We start from the raw sequence: 24,314 nt of genomic DNA on the forward strand, positions 1-24,314 counted from the left end.
GTTCATGTCTACCTGCCGAGTTCGTTGTCGAGTGCGGCGAAGAGGTCGTCGTCGGTTTCCAGATCGGGGGCTGCGACGGCGGATCCTCCGTCCACTCTCCGGAGCAGCCCGCGCAATCGGGCGGCGATCGTTTCCGCGGCGCCGCCGTCGGACGTATCCGGGGTGGCGATGACGGCCTCCAGCGCGTCCAGTGCTTTCTGGACCGGGTCCGGCGGTTCGCCGACCAGCCGGCCCCGGAGGTAGCTGGCGAGCGCTTCGGTGGTCGGGTGATCGAAAATGAGCGTGCTGGGCAGCCTCAGCTCGGTGGCGATGGTGAGCCGGTTGCGGAGCTCGACCGCGGTGAGCGAATCGAAGCCCAGGTCCAGCAGACCGCGCCGGACGTCGATGGTCCGTGGTGCCGGATGGGCCAGCACGATGCCGACCTGCTCCTTGACGAAGGAAAGCAGCAGCGCTTCCTGCTCTGCCTCGCCGAGCCCGGTGAGCCGTTGCGCCAGCGGGATTTCCACCGCCGTGCTGGGCCGGCCGGCCTGGCGCCCGGTACGCACCAGGCCTCGGAACAGCTCCGGCAGGGTGTCTCCGAAGGAGCGCAGTGCGGCAAGGTCGAGTGCCACCGGTGCGAGCACCGGCCGGGAACCCAGCTCACCCGCCTTGTCCCCGGCCACGATCAGGTCGAGCGCCGCGAGTGCCCGGTCGGCCGGCATCGGCAGCACCCCGTTGCGCACCAGCCGGGCGCGGTCGGCCTGCTCGAGTTCGTCCGCCATTCCGCCCTGCCACATCCCCCAGGCCAGCGACACTGCGGGCAGCTCGACGCTGCGCCGGTACTCGGCCAGCGCATCCAGGAAGGTGTTGCCCGCGGCGTAGTTGGCCTGTCCGGCGTTGCCCACCAGACCGGCAACAGAGGAGAAGAGGACGAAGTCGGTCAGCTCCAGTTCGGCGGTCAGCTCGTGCAGGTTCCAGGCAGCGGCCACCTTCGGCCGCAGGACCCGGGCGAGGCTTTCCGGGCTGATGGCCGCCACAGTGGAGTCCTCGACGACTCCGGCCGCGTGCACCACTGCGGTGAGCGGGTGTTCGTCCGGGATCGAGGCAAGCAGCTCGGCCAGCGCAACACGGTCGGCCGCGTCGCAGGCCGCGACCCGTACTTCGGCGCCGAGCGCCGTCAATTCGGCCACCAGGTTCTCCGCACCCCCACGCCGGCTGGTGAGCAGCAGCCGGCGAGCGCCACGGCCGGTCACCAGGTGCCGCGCGACCATGGCGCCGAGTGCGCCCGTGCCACCGGTGATCAGCACCGTGTGTTCCGGATCGAACAGGTCGGCCGAGTCCGGGACTCGGGCCGGATGCGGCACCTTCGCCAGCCTGGTCACATAGGCTTGTCCGCCACGCAGCTCAAGCTGTGCCCGCGGATCTGCCAGCGCCGCCGCACGCAGCTCGTCGCCGGCGGACCGGCCGTCGGTGATCACGTGCTGGAACCGTCCCGGGTGCTCCGACTCGGCCGCCCGGATCAGCCCGGACAACGCACTGTGCCCCAGTTCCCCGGTGCTGAGCACGGCAAGTCGCGCGTCCTGCAGTTCCCCGGTACCGAGGAACTGCTGCAGCACCGCCAGCACTTCCTCGGTGACCTGGGCCGTCTCCGGTGGGGTCGCTGGAGGTACCGGAAGGACAACCACGTCGGGAACGGCCGCGCCATTCGCGGTCAGCGCGGCGAAGTCGGGATGGCATTCGGCGTCGAGCCCGAGATCGCTCGAGCCGAGAACCGCGATGGTCGCGGCGCCCGCGGCGGGAAGTTCCACCGCGGTTTGCTCTACCGCATACACCTGCGGGGTGGAATTGCCGGTCGGCAGGGCTCGCAGTGTGAGTGATTCGACGGTGGCGGCCAGCGTTCCCGTGTCGTCGGCGATGCGAACCGCGACGCCGCCGTCCCCGGCCGAAAGCTTCACCCGCAGGGTGTCCGGCCGGATGCCCGACAGCTGCACACCGCTGAAGGAGAAGGGCAGCCGGATCTCCGCCGGATCTTCCAGGAGCAGCGCGTGCAACGACGCGTCGAACAGCGCCGGATGCAGGGCGAAACCGTCGGTGTCCACGGACGTCCGTACCTCGGCGTAGAAGTCGGCACCCGAGCGCCATGCCGCCTGGAGTCCCTGAAAGGCCGGACCGTAGCCGTAGCCGCGGTCGGCCAGGCGGTCGTACAGGTCGTCGACCGGTTGCGGTTCGGCGCCGGCCGGCGGCCAGGCCGCCAGATCGGGGTCGGGATTCGGGCTGTCCGCAATGGCAGCCACCACGCTTCCGGCGGCATGCCGGTTCCAGAGGTCGCCGTCTTGGTCACCACGGGAGTGGATGGCCACCGGCCGACGGCCGTCGGAGTCGGGACTGCCCACGGTGATCTGCAGCTGGAGCGCACCTCGGTCGGGAAGGACCAACGGTTCGGAAAGGGTCAGCTCCTCCAGCCGCGCGCAGCCGACCTCGGTTCCCGCGTGCAGGGCGAGCTCCACCAGCGCCGTCCCCGGGACCAGCAGGGTGTCCGCGACGGCGTGGTCAGCGAACCACGGATGGCTGCGGGCCGAAACCCGGCCGGTGAACAGGACCCCGTCGGAATCCGCGAGCGGGACTCCGGCACCGAGCAGCGGGTGCCGTGCGGCGTCCAGCCCGGCCGAGGTGACGTCGTCACTGCCGTGCCCCTCCGTGAGCCAGTAGTGCCGGCGTTGGAACGGGTAAGTCGGCAGGTCCGCAGTTCGGCCGGCGTTCTCGCCGAACAACGCCCGCCACTCCACCGGAACGCCTCGCACCTGGGCGTGCGCCACGGCAGTGACGACGGTGTGCGGCTCGGACCGCCCATCGCGCAGTACCGGAACCAGCAGTGCGGTCGTGTCGAGGAAGTCCTGTCCCATCGCGCTGAGCACGCCGTCCGGGCCGAGCTCCAGGAAGGTCCGGACGCCTTCGGCCGCCATCACGCGTGCCGCGTCCAGGAAACGCACCGGCCGGCGGACATGGCGGACCCAATACTCCACAGTGGACAGTTCCCCGGCGTCGGCCGGTTTCCCGGTCAGGGTCGACACGATCGGGATGACGGGCGGGGCGAAGGCGAACTCCTGCACGACCGCGCGGAACTCGTCCAGCATCGCGTCCATGTGCGGGGAATGGAAGGCGTGGCTGACGCGCAGCCGCTTGGTCTTCCGCCCCTGCGCGGCCAGTTCCGCTCCGATCGCCTCGACGGCCGCCGTATCGCCCGAGAGCACCACGGAGGCAGGGCCGTTGACGGCGGCGATACCCAGCAGGTCCTCCCGTCCGTCGAGCAGCCTCAGCACTTCGGCCTCGTCGGCCTCGACCGCGAGCATCGTTCCGCCACCAGGCAATGCCTGCATCAGCCGGCCGCGGGCCGCGACCAGCTTCGCCGCGTCCGCCAGCGAAAGGACGCCGGCGACGTGCGCGGCCGCCAGCTCACCGACGGAGTGGCCGCCGAGGAAGTCCGGCCGTATCCCCCAGCTCTCCAGGAGCCGGTAGAGCGCCACCTCGGTGGCGAACAGCGCAGCCTGGGCGAAATCGGTCCGGTCCAGCAACGCGGGGTCCTCGCCCCAGAGAACGTCGAGCAGCGGCTTTTCCAACCACTGGTCGAGCTCGTCGCGGACTGCGTCCAGTGCTTCGGCGTAGACCGGGTAGACCGAATACAACTCCCGGCCCATACCCAGCCGCTGACTGCCCTGACCGGTGAAAAGGAACGCGGTACGACCGGCCACCGGCATACCGCGCACGCTCAACGCGGCGAGCCCACCGACCGCTTCCGGAACGCTGGAGGCCACTACTACTGCGCGGTGCGGGAGTCCGGCACGTCCGGTGGCCAGAGTGCTGCCTGTCGAGGCCAGCTCCTCCTCGGTGGCTTCAGCGAGCGCCGCACCGACCCGATCGGCTTGCGCCAGCAACGCCGCGTCGTTGTGCGCGGACAACACCAGCGGCACGACCGGCATCGGCTGGGTCGGCGAAACCGGCTCCGTGGCCGGTGGCTGCTCGACGATGACGTGGGCGTTGGTACCGCTGATGCCGAAGGAGGAAACGCCCGCCCGGCGCGGACGTTCGGATTCGGGCCACGGCGTCGCCGCGGTGAGGAGTTCCACCTGGCCTGCCGCCCAGTCCACATGCGGACTGGGCTCGTCGATGTGCAGGCTCTTCGGGACCGCCCCGTGCCGCATCGCCATGATCATCTTGATCACGCCGGCCACCCCGGAGGCAGCCTGCGAGTGTCCGATGTTCGACTTCAGCGAGCCCATCAGGACCGGTGACGTGCGGTCCCGCCCGTACGTGGCGAGTACCGCCTGTGCCTCGATCGGATCACCCAAGGTGGTGCCGGTGCCGTGGGCCTCCAGCACGTCGACGTCCGCCGCGGCCAGACCCGCGCTGGTGAGTGCCTGGCGGATCACCCTTTCCTGGGAAGGACCGTTGGGAGCGGTGAGACCGTTGCTCGCGCCATCGTTGTTGACCGCGGTTCCCCGGACCACGCCGAGGATCCGACGGCCGTTCCGCTGCGCGTCGGAGAGTCGTTCCAGCAGCAGAATTCCCGCACCTTCCGCCCAGGCCGTCCCGTCCGCCTGTGCGGAGAACGACTTGCACCGGCCGTCCGGAGCGAGTCCGCGCTGTCGGCTGAACTCGACGAAAAGCGTTGGCGCGGCCAGTACTGTCACGCCACCGGCCAGCGCGAGTCCGCACTCGCCGTTTCGGAGCGCCTGCGCGGCAAGGTGAATCGAGACCAGCGAGGAGGAGCAGGCCGTGTCGACGGTGATCGCGGGTCCCTGCAGGCCGAACGTGTAGGCAACCCGGCCGGAGGCGACGCTGGCCGTGCTGCCGACCGACAGATAGCCTTCCAACGCGTCGGGAGCGTCCTTCAACCGCGCCGCGTAGTCGTTCGCCATGACACCGGCGAACACCCCGGTTTGGCTGCCCTTGAGCGAGGTCGGGTCGATACCCGCACGCTCGAACGCTTCCCAGCAGATCTCCAGCAACAGGCGCTGCTGCGGGTCGATCGCGGTGGCCTCCCGCGCACTCACCCCGAACAGCTCGGGGTCGAATTGGGCTGCTTCGTAAAGGAATCCGCCGTGCCGGGTGTACGAGGTGCCGGCGTGATCCGGGTTCGTGTCGTAAAGGCTGTCCAGGTCCCATCCGCGGTCGTCCGGGAACGGCCCCATCGCATCCTGCTCGTCGGACAGCAGCGTCCACAGCTCCTCCGGGGAGCTGACCTCCCCCGGATAGCGGCAAGCCATTGCCACGATCGCGATCGGTTCGTCCGAAGTACCGGCGATCGGTTCCGCCACCGCCGCTTCGGGAGCCGAAACGACGAGTTCGGTCCGGAGAAAGCCCGCCAGCTCGACGGTATCGGGGTAGTCGAACACCACGGTCGCGGGCAGCCGCAGCCCGGAAACCACGTTCAACCGGTTGCGCAGTTCCACTGCCTTGAGCGAGTCGAAGCCCAATTCGTTGAAAGCCCGGTCAGGGACGACTTGATCCGCGTCCGGGTATCCGAGCACCGCAGCCACCGCGGCACGGACCAGCTCCAGCAGTACGCGCTCCTGCTCCTGGCGGGGCAGGCCCGCCAAGCGCTCTTGCAGCGAGCTTCCGCCGGACTGCTCACCGGCCGCAGCGCGCCGCGCCGGGCGCACCAGCCCGTGGAAGAGCGCGGCCAGTGTGCCGTCTTCGCGCTGTTTCCGCAGCCCGGGGTAATCCAGCTGTGCCGGGACCAGGACCGGACGACGGGTTGCCAACGCGGCATCGAACAACGCCGTCCCCTGATCACCGGTGATTGCAGCGATACCGCTTCGGGCCATCCGGGCCAGGTCGGCATCGGTCAGGTGGGCGGTCATCCCGCTTTCGTCTGCCCACAAGCCCCAGGCGAGCGAAGTGCCGGGCAGCCCCAGCGACTGACGGTGGAGCGCGAGGGCATCCAGGTAGGTGTTGGCTGCTGCGTAGTTGGCCTGTCCCGCGGTGCCGACCGTTCCGGCCAGCGAGGAGAACAAGACAAACGCGTCCAGTTCCAGGTCCGCCGTGAGCTCGTGCAGGTTCCGCGCAGCCTCGATTTTGGGACGCAGCACGGTGTCCAGCTGCTCCGGCGTAAGGGACTGCAGCGTGCCGTCGTCGAGCACGCCGGCCGTGTGGAGCACCGCGGTAAGCGGATGCTCCGCGGGAACACTCTCCAGCACCGCGGCGACTGCCGCGCGGTCCGCGGTGTCGCAGGCGGCCACGGATATCTCGGCTCCGTGCGCGACGAGTTCGTCTTCCAGCTCCGGCATGCCTGCGGCCTCCCGGCCACGTCGACTCACCAGCAGCAGGTGCCGCACGCCGTGTTCGAAGACGAGATGACGGGCGAACAGCCGGCCCAGCGTGCCGGTCGCACCCGTGATCAGCACGGTGCCCTCGGGGTTCAGGGCGGCCGCGGGGTGGCTCGTCGCAGGCGAGTTGACCAGCCGCGGTGCCAGCAGCGCGCCGTCCCGGAAGCGCACTTGGGCTTCCGGCACCGCCAGCGCACGGCCCAGTTCGGCCTCGGCGAGGTTCCACTCCGGCACGTCCACCAGGCCGAACCGATCGGGGTTCTCCGACATCGCGGTACGCACCAGCCCCCAGACAGGAGCCGAGCCGAGACCGGCCTCCGTACCGGCAGTGGTCGCGTCGCAGGTCAGGAAAACCAGCCGCGCGTCGCCGAACCGCTCGTTCGCAAGCCATTCCTGCGCCAGCCGCAAGGCGCGCTGCGCCACGGCACGGGGGCCGCCGTCGGCACGGACGGGGACCACGACGAGCTGCGGGCTTTCCACCATGCCGGAAAGATCCGAGTAGGTTCCCGACGGAGCAGGCAGACCATGGTCGAACTCGTCGAGCACGGCCCATCGGGTGCTCGCGGGGCCGTCCGGGACGACCGTCCACGCCACCTCGAACAGTGATTGGTCCGTGGTGCTCCGACCGGCCAGCTGCGCAGGGTCGACGGGCCGCAGGCTGAGCGACTGCACGGTCGCGATCGGTGCACCGCTCGCGTCGGCGAGGGACACTGCAGTACCCGAGCCGTTCGGGGTGAGCCGCACCCGCAGCACGCTGGCGTGCGCTGCGTGCAGCCGGACGCCCGTCCAGGCGAACGGCAGCACCAGTCGGCCGTCCTCGGCAAGTGCCAGTGGATGCAGCGCGGCATCGAGCAGCGCCGGGTGAATCCCGAACTCGCCCGAGGCGACGTCCTTCGGCAATGCGACCTCGGCGAAGGTCTCCTGCCCGGCGCGCCACAGTGCGCGCAGCCCCTGGAAGGTGGGTCCGTACTCGAAACCCCGCTCGGCAAGCGTGTCGTATACCGCCGACAGATCGACCGGTTCGGCACCAGCAGGAGGCCAGGCAGCGGCGTCCGGCACCTCGGTACGCGCTTCCGCGCGGCTCAGTGTTCCGGTGGCGTGCAGGACCCATGGGCTGAGCGGCGCGTCGACGGCCTCGGCTTCCGGCCGCGAGTGGACCGACAGTGCGCGCCGGCCCTCCTTGTCCGGAGCGTCGGCCACAACCTGGAGTTGCACCCCGCCGCGGCCGGGAAGCACCAACGGCGCCTCCAACGTCAGCTCGTCGAGCTGGTCGAGACCACTGTGATCACCCGCCCGGATTGCGAGGTCCACGAAGGCCGTGGCGGGGAGCAGCACCGTGCCCGCCACCGCGTGGTCCGCCAGCCACGGCTGCCCGGACAAGGAGATCCGTCCACTGAGGACCAGCTTGTCCTCGTCGGCCGTCCAGAGTGCGGCACCGATGAGCGGGTGGCGCTCGGCGGCCATGCCGAGCCCGCCCGCGTCGCCGGCCGGCGGCGGGCCGTCGAGCCAGTGGCGTTGCCGCTGGAACGGGTAGGTGGGCAGGTCGACCGGGACGCCGGGACCGCCGGTCACCGCCGGCCAGTCCACCGGTACCCCGTTGACGTGCGCCTCGGCGACCGAGGCCAGGAAACGATCCCGTCCACCGTCGTCGCGCCGCAGCGTGCCGACCACGACGGCGTTGTCCACACCGGCCTCGTCGGCCGTGTCCGCGAGCGCCGAGGTAACCACCGGGTGGGCACTGACCTCGACGAAGACGCGATGTCCGTCGCCGAGCAGTGCACGGACGGTCTCTTCCAACCGGACGGTCTGGCGGAGGTTGCGGAACCAGTACCCGCCGTCGAGCTCCGCACCGTTCAGCAGCTGCCCGGTGACAGTGGAGAAGAACCTGATGTCACCGGTCCGCGGCGTGACGCCGGCCAACAGCTCACGCAGCTCGTCTTCCACCGAGTCGACGTGCGCGGAGTGCGAGGCGTAGTCGACCGGAATGGTGCGGGCGCGGTATCCCTTGGCCTCGCTTTGCGCGACGAGGGCGGCCAGTGCCTCCGGGTCGCCGGAGACGACCGTGCTCGCCGGGCCGTTGTGTGCGGCGATCTCGACCGCGCCGCCCCATTCGGCGATGAGCTCGCGAACCCGGTCGGACGGCAGCGCCACCGACACCATCCCGCCCGTACCGACCAGCTCCACGATCGCCCGGCTGCGCAACGCGACGATCTTCGCCCCGTCTTCGAGCGACAACGCACCGGCAACCACCGCCGCCGCGATCTCGCCCTGCGAATGCCCGACCACCGCATCCGGCTCGATGCCCGCCGAACGCCACAACGCCGCCAACGACACCATCACCGCCCACAACGCGGGCTGCACCACATCCACCCGGTCGAAATCAGGCGCACCCGCCACACCGCGCAGCACATCCAGCAGCGACCAGTCCGTGAACGGCGCCAGCGCCTGCGCACACTCCGCCAGCCGCTCGGCGAACACCGGGGAGGAATCGAAAAGCTCAAGCGCCATGCCCTGCCACTGCGAACCCTGACCGGGGAAGACGAACACCGTCCTGCCCGCGCCGGCGGCCGTACCCTGCACCAGATTCGGCGCGGAACCGGCCGAAGCCAGTGCCGCAAGACCGGCCAGCAACTCGTCCCGGTCCGCCCCCGAGACAGCTGCCCGGAACGGAAGGTGCGGAACCCGCGTCGCCAGAGCGGAAGCGACCACCGCCGGCTCCACGGCCGGCGAAGCCAGCAGTCCACGGACCTGCGCCGCCCGAGCCGCCAGCGCCGCCTCGCTCTTGGCGGACACCACCATCGGCAGTCCGGCAACGACCGGTTCGCCGGCCACCACCGGTTCCGGGCCCTGCTCCAGGACCACATGCGCGTTCGTGCCGCTGATCCCGAACGACGACACCGACGCACGACGGGGACGAGCGAGCTCCGGCCATTCCCGGGCCTGCGTCAGCAGTTTCACCGTGCCCGCCGACCAATCGACCTCGGGGGTCGGCTCGTCCGCGTGCAGCGTCGCCGGAAGCGCCCCGCTCCGCATCGCCATCAGCATCTTGATGATGCCTGCGACACCCGCCGCAGCCTGCGTGTGACCGATGTTCGACTTGATGGAACCGAGCCACAGGGGCTGATCGCCGGACCGCTCCTGCCCGTAGGTCGCCAGCAGCGCCTGCGCCTCGATCGGATCGCCCAACCGGGTACCCGTGCCGTGCGCCTCCACGGCGTCGACCTCGGCGGCCGTCAGTCCCGCATTGGCCAGAGCCTGCCGGATCACCCGTTGCTGGGACGGTCCGTTCGGCGCGGTCAGACCATTGCTCGCCCCGTCCTGATTGACCGCCGAACCCCTGATCACACCGAGAATGTCGTGCCCAAGGCGCTGGGCGTCGGACAGCCGCTCCAGCACCAGCACGCCCGCGCCCTCGGCCCAGCCGGTGCCGTCCGCCGACGACGAGAACGCCTTGCACCGCCCGTCCGGCGACAACCCGCGCTGCCGGGAAAACTCCACGAAGGTGTTCGGCGTGGACATCACCGTCACCCCGCCGGCGAGCGCCGTCGAACACTCACCCCGGCGCAACGCCTGAGCCGCCAGATGCACCGCCACCAACGACGAAGAACACGCGGTATCCAGCGTTACCGCCGGCCCCTCCAAACCGAAGGTGTAAGCCACCCGGCCGGACAGCACACTCGCGATCGTGCCGGTCAGCAAATGCCCCTCGAACCCCTCCGGAGCGCTGCCCAGCCGCGACCCGTAGTCGTTGTACATCACGCCCGCATACACACCGGTCGACGAACCACGCAACGAAGCAGGATCAATGCCTCCCCGCTCCAACGCCTCCCACACGACCTCCAGCAGCACCCGCTGCTGCGGATCCGTCGCCACCGCTTCACGCGGGCTCAACCCGAAGAACTCCGCGTCGAAATCCGCAGCCTGGTAAAGAAATCCGCCCCTGCGCGTGGACGACTTGCCGATCTTCTCCGGATCCGGATCGAAGAGCCCCGCCACGTCCCAGCCGCGGTCTGCCGGGAACTCGTCGATCGCATCCCGGCCCTCGGCCACCAGCCGCCACAGCTCCTCCGGCGAACCGACCCCGCCCGGATAACGGCATCCCATGCCGACCACCGCGATCGGCTCGTCCGACCCCGGATCGTGGGCAACCACCGCCGGGACGACCGCGGCCCCGGACACATCGAGCTGATCCAGCACGAAATCCGCCACCGCGGCAGGCGAAGGGCAGTCGAAAACCAACGTGGCCGGCAGCCGCATACCCGTCAGTTCGCCGAGCCGGTTGCGGAACTCGACACCGGTCAGCGAATCAAAGCCGGCATCCTTGAACGCCTTGCCCGGATCGACGTCGACACCGGCCCCGTGCCCCAGCACCAGTGCGACGGTCTCCCGCACGGTCTCCAGCACTGCCTGCGCTCGGTCGTCCGCGGAGAGCGGGACCAGCCGTTGCGCCCAGGACGAGCCGCCGCCGGGGGCGGCACCCGCAGCCTGCCTGCGGCGCACTCGGACCAGGCCGGTGTACAGGTCGGGCAACCCGGTCTTCTCCGCCAGGGCACGCAGCGCACCCAGGTCCAGTTCGGCCGGAACCAGCAGCGGCTCCGCCGAACCCAGCGCGGCGTCGAACAGCGCCATACCCGATTCCAGGCTCAGCGGGACGATTCCGCTCCGCTTCCACCGCGCGACGTCCGCATCCCCGAGGCTGCCGGCCATGCCTTCCGCGCTGTCCCACAGCCCCCAGGCGAGGGAGGTGGCAGGCAGGTCCTGCGCCCGGCGGTACTGTGCGAGAGCGTCCAAGAAGGTATTCGCAGCCGCATAATTCGCCTGCCCGGCGTTGCCCACGAGACCTGCGATGGACGAGAAGGCCACGAAGGCAGACAGCCTGCAGTCGCGGGTGAGACGGTGCAGGTTCCAGGCCGCGTCCGCCTTCGGACGCATCACCTGCTCCAGCTGCTCCGCGGTCAGCGATCCGACCGTCGCATCGTCCAGCACCCCCGCCGTGTGCACCACGGCAGTCAGCGGATGTCCGGCCGGCACCTCGTCCAGCAGTCCGGCCAACGCGTCGAAATCCGAAACGTCGCACGCAGCCACCGAAGCCTGCGCACCCGATTCCGCCAGCTCCGCGACGAACTCCGCAGCGCCCGCAGCCGCATCACCACGACGACTCACCAACAGCAGATGCCGCGCACCGTGGTGCGAAACCAACCGCCGCGTCACCAGCCGGCCCAACGTACCCAAACCACCGGTCACCAGGACCGTGCCCTCCGGGTCCAGGCCCTCCGCACCCGCGACCGCACCCGCGGCACGCGCCAGCCTCGGCACGAACAACGCACCACCACGCACCGCGACCTCGGACTCACCCGACGCCAACACCGAGGGCAACAACTCCGCGCCGCCCTCGTCGAGGTGCGCCAGGACCAGCCTGCCCGGGTGTTCGGACTGGGCAGTACGGATCAGGCCCACGAGCGCGGCCGTGTGCAGCGCACCGTCCGGCAGGACGACGACCAGCCGGCTCTCGGCGAACTGCCGAGCGGTCAGCCATTCCTGCACCACTTCCAGACCACGCGCCGCCGTCGCGTGGGTCTGCACGAGTACCTCGGCTGAGGTGTCGGGCACGAGTTCTTGACCGCTGAGCACTACGAACTCCGGCACGGGAAGACCCGCGTCGACCGCGGCACCCAGCGCGCCGAGGTCAGCGTGCGGTGCCTCGCCCACTCGGACCCACCGCTGCCCGGCGACCGGTTCGACCGCAGGTACGGCCTCCCAGGCCACCCTGTACAGGGATGCCACGCCAGGGTCGGCTGGTGCGAGTTGCTCGCGGGCGATCGGCCGCAGCGAGACTGCCTCGATCGTCGCCACCGGCGCGCCGGTGGCGTCCGCGACCGCGAGGCGCGCGGTGTCCTGGCCGGTATAGGTCCAGCGGACCCGCAGCACGGTGGCGCCGACTGCGTGCACCGCGAAGCCCGAGAACGAGAACGGCAGGTGGATCTTGCTGTCGTCCTGCTCCGCTTCGAGGACGAGGACCAGCGGGTGCAGGGCCGCGTCGAGGAGTGCGGGATGCACACCGAAACGACCGGCTTCGCCGTGCAGTTGCGCGGGCAGCACGACCTCCGCGAAGAGATCGTCCCCGGCGCGCCAGGCCGCGTGGAGACCGGAGAAGGCCGGCCCGTACCCGTAACCCAGATCGTCGAGGCGCTCGTAGACACCCTCCAGCGGGATGGCGATGCCGTCCGCCGGCGGCCACTGGTCCAGGGAAACCCCCGGCGAGGCGGCGAAGGAGGTGAGCAAACCGGCCGCGTGCGCGGTCCACTGTTCTTCGCCGGTTCGCGAATACACCGTGAACCGACGGTCGCCGCGCGTATCGCTCTGCTCAACGGTCAGCCGGAGCGAGACCGCGCCGGTTCCGGTCAGCATGAGAGGCGCTTGGAGAGTGAGCTCGTCAACGGTGGCGTACCCGAGTTGTTCGGCAGCATGACCGGCCAACTCCAGGAACACCGTCCCCGGAACCAGGACCGTCCCGCCGATCGCGTGATCAGCCAGCCACGGATGCGTCGACAACGACACCGACCCGGAGAACTGCACCCCCTCGCCGTCCGGCTCCGCGATTGCCGCAGCCAGCAGCGGATGGTCCACCGCCGCCAACCCCAGGCTCCCCGCGTCGCCGGAACGCGGAGCGTTCAGCCAGAAGTGCTGTCGTTGGAAGGCATACGTGGGCAGATCCACCACTCCCGAACCCGGCAGGAGCCGTTCCCACTCCACACCCACACCATGCACATACACCTCAGACAAAGCCCTCAACAAAGAACGCCGCTCCGGAAACCCACGCCGCAACACCGGAACAACCACCACATCCTCAACACCCGACAAACACTCACCCACCAAACCCGCCAACGTCGCATCCGGACCCAACTCCACAAACGCCGACACACCCAACCCAGCCAACGTCGCAACACCATCCGCAAACCGCACCGCCGACCGAGCCTGCACAGCCCAATACTCCGCCGAAAACTCCTCCACCAAACCACCAGTCACATTCGACACCACCGGAATCCGCGGCACCGAATACGTCAACCCCCGCGCAACCTCAGTCAACTCCTCCAACATCCCATCCAAATGCGCCGAATGAAAAGCATGACTCACCTTCAACCGAACCGCCTCCACCCCCTCCGCACGAGCCAACTCCACCACCTCCAACACCGCAGCCTCATCACCCGAAACCACCGTGCTCCCCGGACTATTCACCCCCGCCACACCCACACCCGAACGACCCTCCAACCACCCCAAAACCCGCCCCTCACCCGCACGCACCGCCACCATCGCCCCACCCACAGCCACCTCATCCATCAACCGCGCCCGCGCACACACCAAACGCGCCGCATCCTCCAACGACAACACACCCGACACATACGCCGCCACCACCTCACCCACCGAATGCCCCACCACATAATCCGGCACCACCCCGTAATGCACCAACAACCGAAACAACGCCACCTCAACCGCAAACAACGCAGGCTGCGTAAACAACGTCCGCTCCAACAACTCCGACTCACCCTCAATCACCACCCCCAAAGAACAACCCAAAAACACATCAAGAACCCCAACAACCTCATCAAAAGCAGCCGCAAAAACCGGCTCACTCACATACAACTCACGACCCATCCCCACCCGCTGACTCCCCTGCCCCGAAAACAAAAACGCCACCCCACCACCCTCCACCACACGACCCGACACCACACCAGCCACCGACACACCCGCAGCCAACCCACGAACACCAGCCAACAACTCCCCACACGACTCCCCCACCACCACCGCACGATGACCAAAACACGCACGCGACACCACCAACGAACGACCCACCACACCCACACCCACACCCGAACAACCCTCCACAAACGACACCAACCGCCCAGCCTGACCCACCACCCCCGCAGCCGACCGACCCGACACCACCCACGGCACCAACCCCGAAAACTCCTCCACCGGCGGAGCTTCGACTTCCGCAGCCTGCTCCACGATGAGGTGCGCGTTGGTCCCGCTCACACCGAAGGACGAGACAGCCGCCCGGCGCGGACGGTCCAGCTCCGGCCACTGCCGTGCCTGCGTCAGCAGTTTCACCGTGCCCGCCGACCAATCGACCTCCGGAGTCGGCTCGGCCACGTGCAACGTCGAGGGCAAGACCCCGTTACGCATCGCCATGACCATCTTGATCACACCAGCGACACCCGCCGCAGCCTGCGTATGCCCGATATTCGACTTCAACGAACCGAGCCGAAGCGGCTCCTGCCGATCCTGGCCGTAGGTGGCCAGCAGCGCCTGTGCCTCGATCGGATCACCCAGCTTGGTACCCGTACCGTGCGCCTCCACAGCATCCACTTCGGACGCCGACAACCGCGCATTGGCCAACGCAGCCCGAATGACCCGCTCCTGCGAAGGCCCGTTCGGCGCAGTCAGACCATTGCTCGCACCGTCCTGATTCACCGCCGACCCACGAATCACCGCGAGCACCTGATGCCCGCGGCGCTCTGCGTCCGACAGGCGCTCCAACACCAGCACACCCACGCCCTCGGCCCACCCCGTGCCGTCCGCCGACGACGAAAACGCCTTGCACCGACCATCCGGAGCCAACCCACGCTGCCGAGAAAACTCCACGAACATGCCCGGTGTCGCCATCACCGTCACACCACCGGCAAGCGCCATCGAACACTCACCCTGACGCAACGCCTGAGCAGCAAGATGCAACGCCACCAACGAAGACGAACACGCGGTATCAACCGTCACCGCCGGGCCCTCCAACCCGAAGGTATAGGCCAACCGACCCGACGCAACGCTGGCGGTGTTACCCGTCAGCAGATAACCGTCATGTCCGCCGGACGACTCGTGCAGCCGTGGTCCGTACTCCTGCGCCGTCGCGCCGATGTACACCCCGGTACGGGTGCCGCGCACCACGGCCGGGTCGATCCCGGCGTGCTCGAAAGCCTCCCAGCCCGTCTCCAGCAGCAACCGCTGCTGCGGATCCATCGCCGCCGCCTCACGCGGACTGATCCCGAAGAACTCGGCATCGAACCGGCCCGCCTCGTGCAGGAAACCACCTTGCGCGGCGTAGGTCTTGCCGGAGCGGTCCGGATCGGCAGCGAAGAGCGAGTCGAGGTCCCAGCCGCGGTCGGTCGGGAATCCGTCGATCGCATCGACCTCGTTGCTGACCAACCGCCACAGGTCCGCCGGAGAGGCGACCCCGCCCGGCAGCCGGCAGGCCATGCCCACGATCGCGATCGGCTCGTCAAGGACGGTCGCCTCGTCCGCGTCTTCATCCCGCCCCTGGTCCAGTCCGAGGAGCTGACCACCGAGATGTTCGGCGAGCGTGGCCGGGGTCGGATAGTTGAACAGGAGGCCGGAGGGCAACGAGAGCCCGGTGGCCGTGTTCAGCGCGTTCCGCAGCTCGACGGCCGAGAGAGAGTCGAAGCCCAGGTCGTTGAAGGTCGTGTCGATGTCCACCTCGCGCGCCGATCCGTGGCCGAGCACTGCTGCCACGTGTGCACGGACCAGCTCCAGCTCATCGCCTCGCCGCGCGGACCGCTTCGGCTCGCTCCGCCCCGCCAGCCCGCTCCGCCCTGCCGCAACAGTCCGCTCCTGAACCGGCTCGATCGCCGAACCGTCCAGCCAGAAGTGCTGTCGCTGGAAAGCATACGTGGGCAGGTCCACCACTCCCGAACCCGGCAGGAGCCGTTCCCACTCCACACCCACACCATGCACATACACCTCAGACAAAGCCCTCAACAAAGAACGCCGCTCCGGAAACCCACGCCGCAACACCGGAACAACCACCACATCCTCAACACCCGACAAACACTCACCCACCAAACCCGCCAACGTCGCATCCGGACCCAACTCCACAAACGCCGACACACCCAACCCAGCCAACGTCGCAACACCATCCGCAAACCGCACCGCCGACCGAGCCTGCACAGCCCAATACTCCGCCGAAAACTCCTCCACCAAACCACCAGTCACATTCGACACCACCGGAATCCGCGGCACCGAATACGTCAACCCCCGCGCAACCTCAGTCAACTCCTCCAACATCCCATCCAAATGCGCCGAATGAAAAGCATGACTCACCTTCAACCGAACCGCCTCCACCCCCTCCGCACGAGCCAACTCCACCACCTCCAACACCGCAGCCTCATCACCCGAAACCACCGTGCTCCCCGGACTATTCACCCCCGCCACACCCACACCCGAACGACCCTCCAACCACCCCAAAACCCGCCCCTCACCCGCACGCACCGCCACCATCGCCCCACCCACAGCCACCTCATCCATCAACCGCGCCCGCGCACACACCAAACGCGCCGCATCCTCCAACGACAACACACCCGACACATACGCCGCCACCACCTCACCCACCGAATGCCCCACCACATAATCCGGCACCACCCCGTAATGCACCAACAACCGAAACAACGCCACCTCAACCGCAAACAACGCAGGCTGCGTAAACAACGTCCGCTCCAACAACTCCGACTCACCCTCAATCACCACCCCCAAAGAACAACCCAAAAACACATCAAGAACCCCAACAACCTCATCAAAAGCAGCCGCAAAAACCGGCTCACTCACATACAACTCACGACCCATCCCCACCCGCTGACTCCCCTGCCCCGAAAACAAAAACGCCACCCCACCACCCTCCACCACACGACCCGACACCACACCAGCCACCGACACACCCGCAGCCAACCCACGAACACCAGCCAACAACTCCCCACACGACTCCCCCACCACCACCGCACGATGACCAAAACACGCACGCGACACCACCAACGAACGACCCACCACACCCACACCCACACCCGAACAACCCTCCACAAACGACACCAACCGCCCAGCCTGACCCACCACCCCCGCAGCCGACCGACCCGACACCACCCACGGCACCAACCCCGAAAACTCCTCCACCGGTGCCGGCTCGGTGCGCCAGTCCGAAAGCACGACGTGGCAGTTGGTACCGCCCATACCGAACGAGCTGACACCTGCGTAGAGCGGCTCGTCCGGCCGCGGCCACGGCTCGAGGCTTCGCTGTACGGAGAGCTTCAACTCGTCGAACGGAATGTCCGGGTTGGCGGTTTCGAAGTTCAGGCTCGGCACGAGCTCGCGGTTGCGGATGCAGAGCGCCGCTTTCAGCAAGCCGACGATGCCGGCGGCACCCTCGAGGTGTCCGACATTGGTCTTCACCGATCCGACCCGTAGCTCGGCTCCGTCCACCCGGCCGTCACCGAGCACCGTGCCCAGAGCCGCCGCCTCGATCGGGTCGCCCAGCTTGGTACCCGTACCGTGCAATTCGACGTACTGCACCTGCTCCGCGGGCACCTTGGCACGCTCGTACGCCTGTCGCAGGGCGTCCTGCTGGCCGGCCGGACTCGGCACGGTGAGGCCCTCGGTCGTCCCGTCGTTGTTCATCGCGCTGCCGTGCAGCACGCAGTAGACCGGATCGCCGTCTGCCACGGCGGCGTGCAGCGGTTTGAGCACCACGAACGCGCCGCCCTCACCGCGCACATAGCCATTCGCTCGCGCGTCGAACGTGAAGCTGAGACCGTCCGGTGAAAGTGCGCCGAACCGCTCCGCGCCGACAGTGCTGTCCGGCACCAGATTGAGGTTGACACCACCGGCGATGGCCATGGTGGACTCACCGCGACGCAGGCTTTCGGCTGCCAGGTGCACAGCGACCAGTGAGGAGGACTGGCCGGTGTCCACCGCCGCACTGGGTCCGTGCAGACCCAGGGTGTAGGAGATCCGGTTGGCGACGACGCCACGGTTGAGACCGGTCAGGGTGTGCCGGGTGATGCCGTCCGCCCCGCGCTGATGCGTGAGCGTGGCATAGTCGTCGGCGATAACGCCGACGAAAACACCGGTCCGGCTGTCGGCAAGATCGGACGGGACGATCCTGGCGTCCTCCAGTGCCTCCCAGGAGAGCTCAAGCATGAGCCGCTGCTGCGGATCCATCGACGACGCTTCACGCGGGCTGATGCCGAAGAAGCCGGCGTCAAAACCGCTGACGTCCTCGAGATAGCCGCCCGGCCGGGAGGGCAGTTCGGGCCGGCCTGCCGGCGGCGCGCCAATCGCACTGCGGCCCTCGCGCAGCAGCTGCCACAGTTGAGCAGGGTTCTCCGCATGTGGCAGCCGGCAGGATATACCGACGATGGCGATCGCTTCGGTCGATGTCGACGGGTCCGCTTGGAATTCAACCATGGTCGAGCTGCCCTACCTATTGTTGCCTGCGATGCTTGAGCGGCGGCGTAGCACCCACAGCAGTGCTGCGGGTGCTACGCCGATCTGATTCTGTGGCGGCCGGTCAGCCGCGTCCGGGACCGGACGATGCAAAGCCGGCTCCGGACGTGCAGGCCGCACCTGTCAAGTGCGGCTTCGACTCACGTGGGTCTCACTCCTGCTCCCGCCAGCGCGTTCGTGCCGATATCGTCGGCAACGCGCCTGCTTCTTCGTGTGCGGCTACGAGCCGACGGTCGACTCGTATTTCGAGACGAGCGCCCGCTTGAGCACTTTTCCGCTGGACCCCATCGGGAGAGCGTCGGTGAACTCGACTCGACGAGGGTATTTGTATGCCGCGAGACGCTGTTTTCCCCATTCGATGATCTCTTCGTCCGAGCCATCGGCAACGTCCTCCGGACGGGCAGGCACGACGATCGCCCAGACCTCCTCACCGAGCCCACGGTGCGGAACACCGATGACCGCCACCTGCGCCACTGCCGGATGCCCGACGAGGATCTCCTCGATTTCACGTGGATAGACGTTGTAGCCGCCGCGCAGGATCAAGTCCTTCTTCCGGCCCACGACCGAGAGGTAGCCGTCGCCGTCCTGCCTGCCGAGATCGCCGGTGCGGAACCAGCCGTCGACCACCACCTCGGCGGTGAGGTCCGGGCGACCGAGGTATCCGGCCATCACGGTCGGGCCGCGCACCACGATCTCGCCCACCTCGCCGACCGGCAGGAGCTCGATGCAGTCGGCGTTCGGCCGGGCGATGCCGACGGTGAGATCATTGATCGCAACCCCGGTCGTGCCGGCACGAAAAGGCAGGCCGGGATAGTGGTAGGCAACACTGCAGGAGGTCTCGGTCGCCCCGTAGCCCTCGTACACCGGACAGCCGAACACGCTCCGGACCTCGTCGAGCGTGTTGGCCGGAAGCGCCGATCCCCCGCTGTAGACGCGGTCGAGCCGAGGAACCTGCCCGCCCTTGGCCACTGCATCGAGCAACACGAAATACATCGTCGGCACGCCCATGAACACCGTGCATCGGTGCTTCGTCATCAGCGCGAGGGCCTCCGGCGCGGAGAACCTCGACATCAGGACAATCGATATACCGGCACGGAATCCGGTCAGCATGCCGCAGATCTGACCGAAACCGTGCGACAGCGGCAGACACCCGAGCAATACGTCGGAACTCCGGAACGCGTACGGAGTGGCGACCATCCCATCGACGTTGTAGAGAATATTGCGGTGGGTGAGCATCACCCCTTTCGGCGTGCCCGTCGTGCCGGACGTGTAGAACACGACCGCGACATCGTCGGGTTCCCGCGCTGCCCAGTCATCGATCGGCGCTGCGTCCGGTGCCGCATTCTCCAGGTCGACAGTGCCCGCGGGGCCGGGGCCGACGGTGAAGAGCACCGTCGCGAGCGACCCCGCGGCCTCTCTCGCCTGTGCCAGCAAGGTGTTAGCGCACACCAGAAAACGGGCGTCCGCATCGGTCAGTACGTGCTCGATCTCCGACGCGGTCGACATGACGTTCAGCGGGATCGCGACGGCACCGGCCGCCAGCACGCCGAAGTACACAACGGGAAACTGCGGGGTGTCGACCAGGAGCAGGGCGACCCGGTCTCCTGGCCGTACTCCGTTGGCTCGCAGCACGGAGGCGTAGCGACGTGCCTGTTCCCACAGCCACCCGTAAGTGAAATGCTCGGACTCGTAGATCACCGCAGAGTGGTTGGGCCGCTGCGCCGCCGTGTCGGCCAGCACGGCGGCAACTGACCTGGTCATTGCGGCAGCAGTCCGTCTTTCGCGGCGGCGCGGATGCTGCCGCCGCAGAGCTCGGACGTGAACCAGTCTCGGGCTCGCGCGGTCGGGATCTGCAATTCTTCCCAGATTCCGCGCAGAGCACGGGCGAAGTCCTCGACCTCGTTCTGATCGTGCACGGCAGACGGCGCGATCCGCAGGATCTCCTCGCCCGCGGGCACGCTCGGGGCATTGATGGACTGGACGTAGATCCCGTGCCGCTCGAACAGCAACTGGGACGCCCGCTTGCACATCTCGTCATCACCGACGAAGGCCGAAACGATGTGCGAGTCCGTGGAAATGAACGGGATGTCCGCTGCGACCAGCAGGCTGTGCAGAAGCCGCGCGTTCTCCGAGAGAAGCTTTCGCTCGACGTCGGAGGACCGCAGGTACTGAACCGACGCCAGCGCACCGGCCGCGACCGCCGGCGGCAGCGAGGTGGTGAAGACGAACGAGCGCGCATAGGTCCGGACCGCGTCCACCAGTGCCGCCGGTCCGGTGATGTAGCCACCGACCGTTCCGTACCCCTTTGCCAAGGTACCCATCACGACCGTGAACCGATCGGCGATGCCTTCCCGCGCGGCAATACCGGCACCCTGCGGACCGTACATACCGACCGCGTGGACCTCGTCGATGAAGGTCGTGGCACCGTACTTGTCCGCAATATCGGCAATCGCGGCGAGCGGCGCGACGTTGCCCGACATGGAGTAGACCGTTTCCACGACGATCAGCTTCGGACAGTCGGCGGGGGCGGCCGCGATCAATTCCTCCAGGTGGGCGACGTCGTTGTGCCGGAACACGTGCTTCTGCGCGCCGCTGTGCCGGAGACCGTCGATGATCGAGGCGTGGTTCTTCGCGTCGGAAAATACGACGGTATCTTTCGGCATCCCGGCCAGCACGGTGAGCGCACCCTCATTGGCCGTGTACCCCGAGGAAAAAAGGAGCGCAGCCTCCTTACCGTGCAGATCCGCCAGTTCATCTTCCAGCAGGACGTGATAATGGTTGTTCCCGCCGATGTTCCGGGAACCTCCGGAGCCCACGCCGTGCACATCGATCGTAGTCTGCACAGCCGCGATGACCTGGCGGTTCTGCCCCATTCCCAGGTAGTCGTTGCTACACCAGACGCTGACTTCCGAATTCATCCCGTCGCGCCGCGCGGTGGCCATCGGGTAATTACCGGAACGCCGGCCGATCTCCAGGAATTCGCGCTTGCTCTCGGCAAGATCGTCCGCGGTTTTCCCGCTCAGGTATGATGCCAGATGAACGTTCATTCACTCGCCTTCTCGACGTTGCAGCTGGATTGATATACGAATCAGCGGGCCCGTCCTAGGCACCTGTCGACCGCAGGAGCACCTTGTCCGGCTTACCGTTCCGGTTCATCGGCAGCGCGTTCAAGATATTTATCTTCTCCGGCACGTGAATCGGGGACAGCGCCTCGGCAATTCCGGCGCGGATACGGTCCACTTCGACCACGTCGGCCGGATCGCATTCGATCGCGGCGTGGATGTGCTCACTGCCGTCCTCGTCTCGCACGCCGTAGACGGCGGCATGCCGGACACCTGAGTGGGAGAGGATTTCCGACTCGACGACTATCGGATGGACCTTGACCCCATCGACCTTGATCACGTCGGCAACCCGGCCCAGCAGGGTCAGACACCCTCGCTCGTCGAGACAACCGATGTCGCCGGTGAAATACCAGCCGTCACGAAGAACTCGTGCAGTCAATTCCGGGTCGCCGTTGTAGCCGTCCATCATCTGCGGCGAACGGACGCGAACCTCACCGATCTCCCCGGTCGCCAGTTGTGCACCCGAATCCGAGTTGCAGACCACGACCTCCACCTCGGGGAAGGGCCGCCCGACGGTGGCCGAAATCTCCGGGTCGCCGTGCTGTGGCGGGGTCAGAGTCGTGATTCGACCGCTCTCACTCGTGGCATACCCCTGCGCCAGGACCGAGCCGAAGAGCTGAAAGGCCTGTGCAATTCTGGCGGGTGCCGCGGGGCTGCCGCCGTAGACAATCCGCTTCAGCGAAGACAAGCCCGCGGCTGCCACCGCGGCACTGTCGCGGATTCCCCGCTCGAGCAGGTGGTCGATGAGCTGGAAGACGTGCGTGGTCGCCATGAACGTCCACGAGACCTCCTTCTCCGCGGAGACGGTCTGCACGAACTTCTCGGCATCGAAGCTCTCCTGGAGATAGAGCGCTTCGCCCGAGGCGAGGACCGCGTCGGCCATCGGAGCGACACCATGACTCAGCGGGGTCGACACCAGCAGCGACGTACAGCCGGCTTCACGACCGAGCTCCATCCATGCCCGCAAGGTGGCTTGCCACGCGCGGCCCGACAGCCGGATGCCCTTGGGCCGTCCGGTGCTGCCGCTGGTGAAGTTGATGACGGCCAGCGCGTCCGGATCCCATGCCACGACGTCCTGGGCGTCGGCACCGTCGACCCGGCCGGCCGCACTGCGTTCCCCGTGCTGAAGTCGCGTTACCGGGATCCCGCTGCCAGCAGCGATCTCCAGCGCACGCTCCGAAGTTTCGGCATCGGCATAGACGGTCACGGCTTCGGTCTCGCGCAAGATCTGGAGCTGCTGGTCCAGCGGAAGAACCGTTACCTTGGTACCAGGATTGGTGGTTCGCAAATAGCAGACCGCGGCACCGAGCAGATGTGCCGCGTACCGCACGGTGAACGTTTCCGGGCTGTTGGGCGCGACCAGGATCGCTACCACGTCCCCTTTGCCCACTCCACGATCGCGCAGCGCGAGAAACGCTTCGGTCACGGACCGGATCAGGTCACCACCGGAGAAGGCTTCACCGCGCCAATGCGCGAAATCACGATCCGGCGCGGCCGCGAGCAGTGCGAGGATCTCCGAGGCATAACTTTGCTGTGCACTCCACCAATGCTCGGGCAGACTCATGGGACCTTCCTTTGATTTCGCCGACTACCGCGATGTCGTCAGATCGGGCCAGTCAATCTTCGCCGCAGAATTGACGCGAGCGGTAGATCGTTCGACCGGCTATAACGGAGTGCCGGAAGGCAGGCCGATCTGGGTAGCCGTTCGGTGCACCCGCCGCAGAGTTACCCAGGGTGCCGACGTCTTCACTCTGCGGGAGTAACCTGCGGCCCCGTGTACACGACGCCGCTACGGCCGATGTCGCGCCGGCAGCCACGACGAGCAGACCGTGCGCTGCGAACGACGCCCGCCCGCCGGCACACGCGAGGACCGCGGACGGCGATCGCGTTGTTCAGCGGCGGCGGGTGGCGCGAACCGGCCCGCGCCGGGCGCCGACGGTCATCAAGGCGATCTCGACGTACCGGGCGGCCATTTCCTCCGGGCTGCAGTCCCCGTCCGGGCGGTACCAGCGGGCGACCGACTGGCACATCCCGAGCAGCGCCCGCGAGGTTTCCTCGGTGTCGGCGACAGTGAACACGCCCGTCCGCGCGCCGGCGTCGACGACCTCGGCGAGCACGTTTTCCACCGTCTTGCGCCGGGCGGCGTACCGGCGTCTGCTGCGTGCCGAGAGGTACCGCAGTTCAAGGTCCAACGTCGCCAGCCGGGTGCGCTGGGTCATCTGCCGCACGATCGCCTCGACGACGTTGGTCAGCTGCTTCGCCGGATCACCGGCACCCTCCTCGGCGGCAGCCCGCGTCCGCCAGGTGGCCTCGCCCGTACCCAGTTCGAGCAGGGCGACCAGCAGACCTTCCTTGTTCTCGTGGTGGTAATACAGCGCGGGCACGGTCATCCCGACCCGGCGCGCGATCTCCCGCACGGTGGCGCCGTGGAACCCGTGCTCCCAGAAGACTTCGAGGGCCGCCGCCAGGATCGGCGACAGGTCGAGCGGGCCGAACTCCCGCCAGTCCGGCGGCTGTTCGGCAGCCACCGCGGCGCTCGCCCGGACCATGCCACCACCCCTCTCCGATCCCGCAAACCATAACCGACCAGCCGAGGTCCAAGACCAGC

Annotated in this window: 5 protein-coding genes; all 5 read right to left on the reverse strand. The window is 68.0% G+C overall.

Annotated features, from left to right (window positions below):
* Positions 1-8 precede the first annotated feature (8 nt).
* The gene (locus ABD793_RS14010) at positions 9-18,545 is read right to left on the reverse strand and encodes an SDR family NAD(P)-dependent oxidoreductase (protein ID WP_344859677.1); all 18,537 of its coding nucleotides are present in this window, start codon (positions 18,543-18,545) and stop codon (positions 9-11) included.
* A gap of 258 nt (positions 18,546-18,803) precedes the next feature.
* Positions 18,804-20,345 (reverse strand): long-chain-fatty-acid--CoA ligase, encoded by a 1,542-nt coding sequence (locus tag ABD793_RS14015; RefSeq protein WP_344859679.1) that lies wholly within the window; start codon positions 20,343-20,345, stop codon positions 18,804-18,806.
* Entirely contained in the window at positions 20,342-21,631 is a 1,290-nt protein-coding gene (gene hemA / locus ABD793_RS14020; RefSeq protein ID WP_344859680.1) for a 5-aminolevulinate synthase, read from the reverse strand. Before hemA ends, ABD793_RS14015 begins: the two co-directional genes overlap by 4 nt.
* 55 nt (positions 21,632-21,686) lie before the next feature.
* Entirely contained in the window at positions 21,687-23,270 is a 1,584-nt protein-coding gene (locus tag ABD793_RS14025; protein WP_344859682.1) for a class I adenylate-forming enzyme family protein, read from the reverse strand.
* A gap of 328 nt (positions 23,271-23,598) precedes the next feature.
* Entirely contained in the window at positions 23,599-24,255 is a 657-nt protein-coding gene (locus ABD793_RS14030; protein WP_344859684.1) for a TetR/AcrR family transcriptional regulator, read from the reverse strand.
* Positions 24,256-24,314: the final 59 nt, after the last annotated feature.

This window comes from Amycolatopsis ultiminotia (assembly GCF_039536925.1).
Taxonomy (GTDB): domain Bacteria; phylum Actinomycetota; class Actinomycetes; order Mycobacteriales; family Pseudonocardiaceae; genus Amycolatopsis; species Amycolatopsis ultiminotia.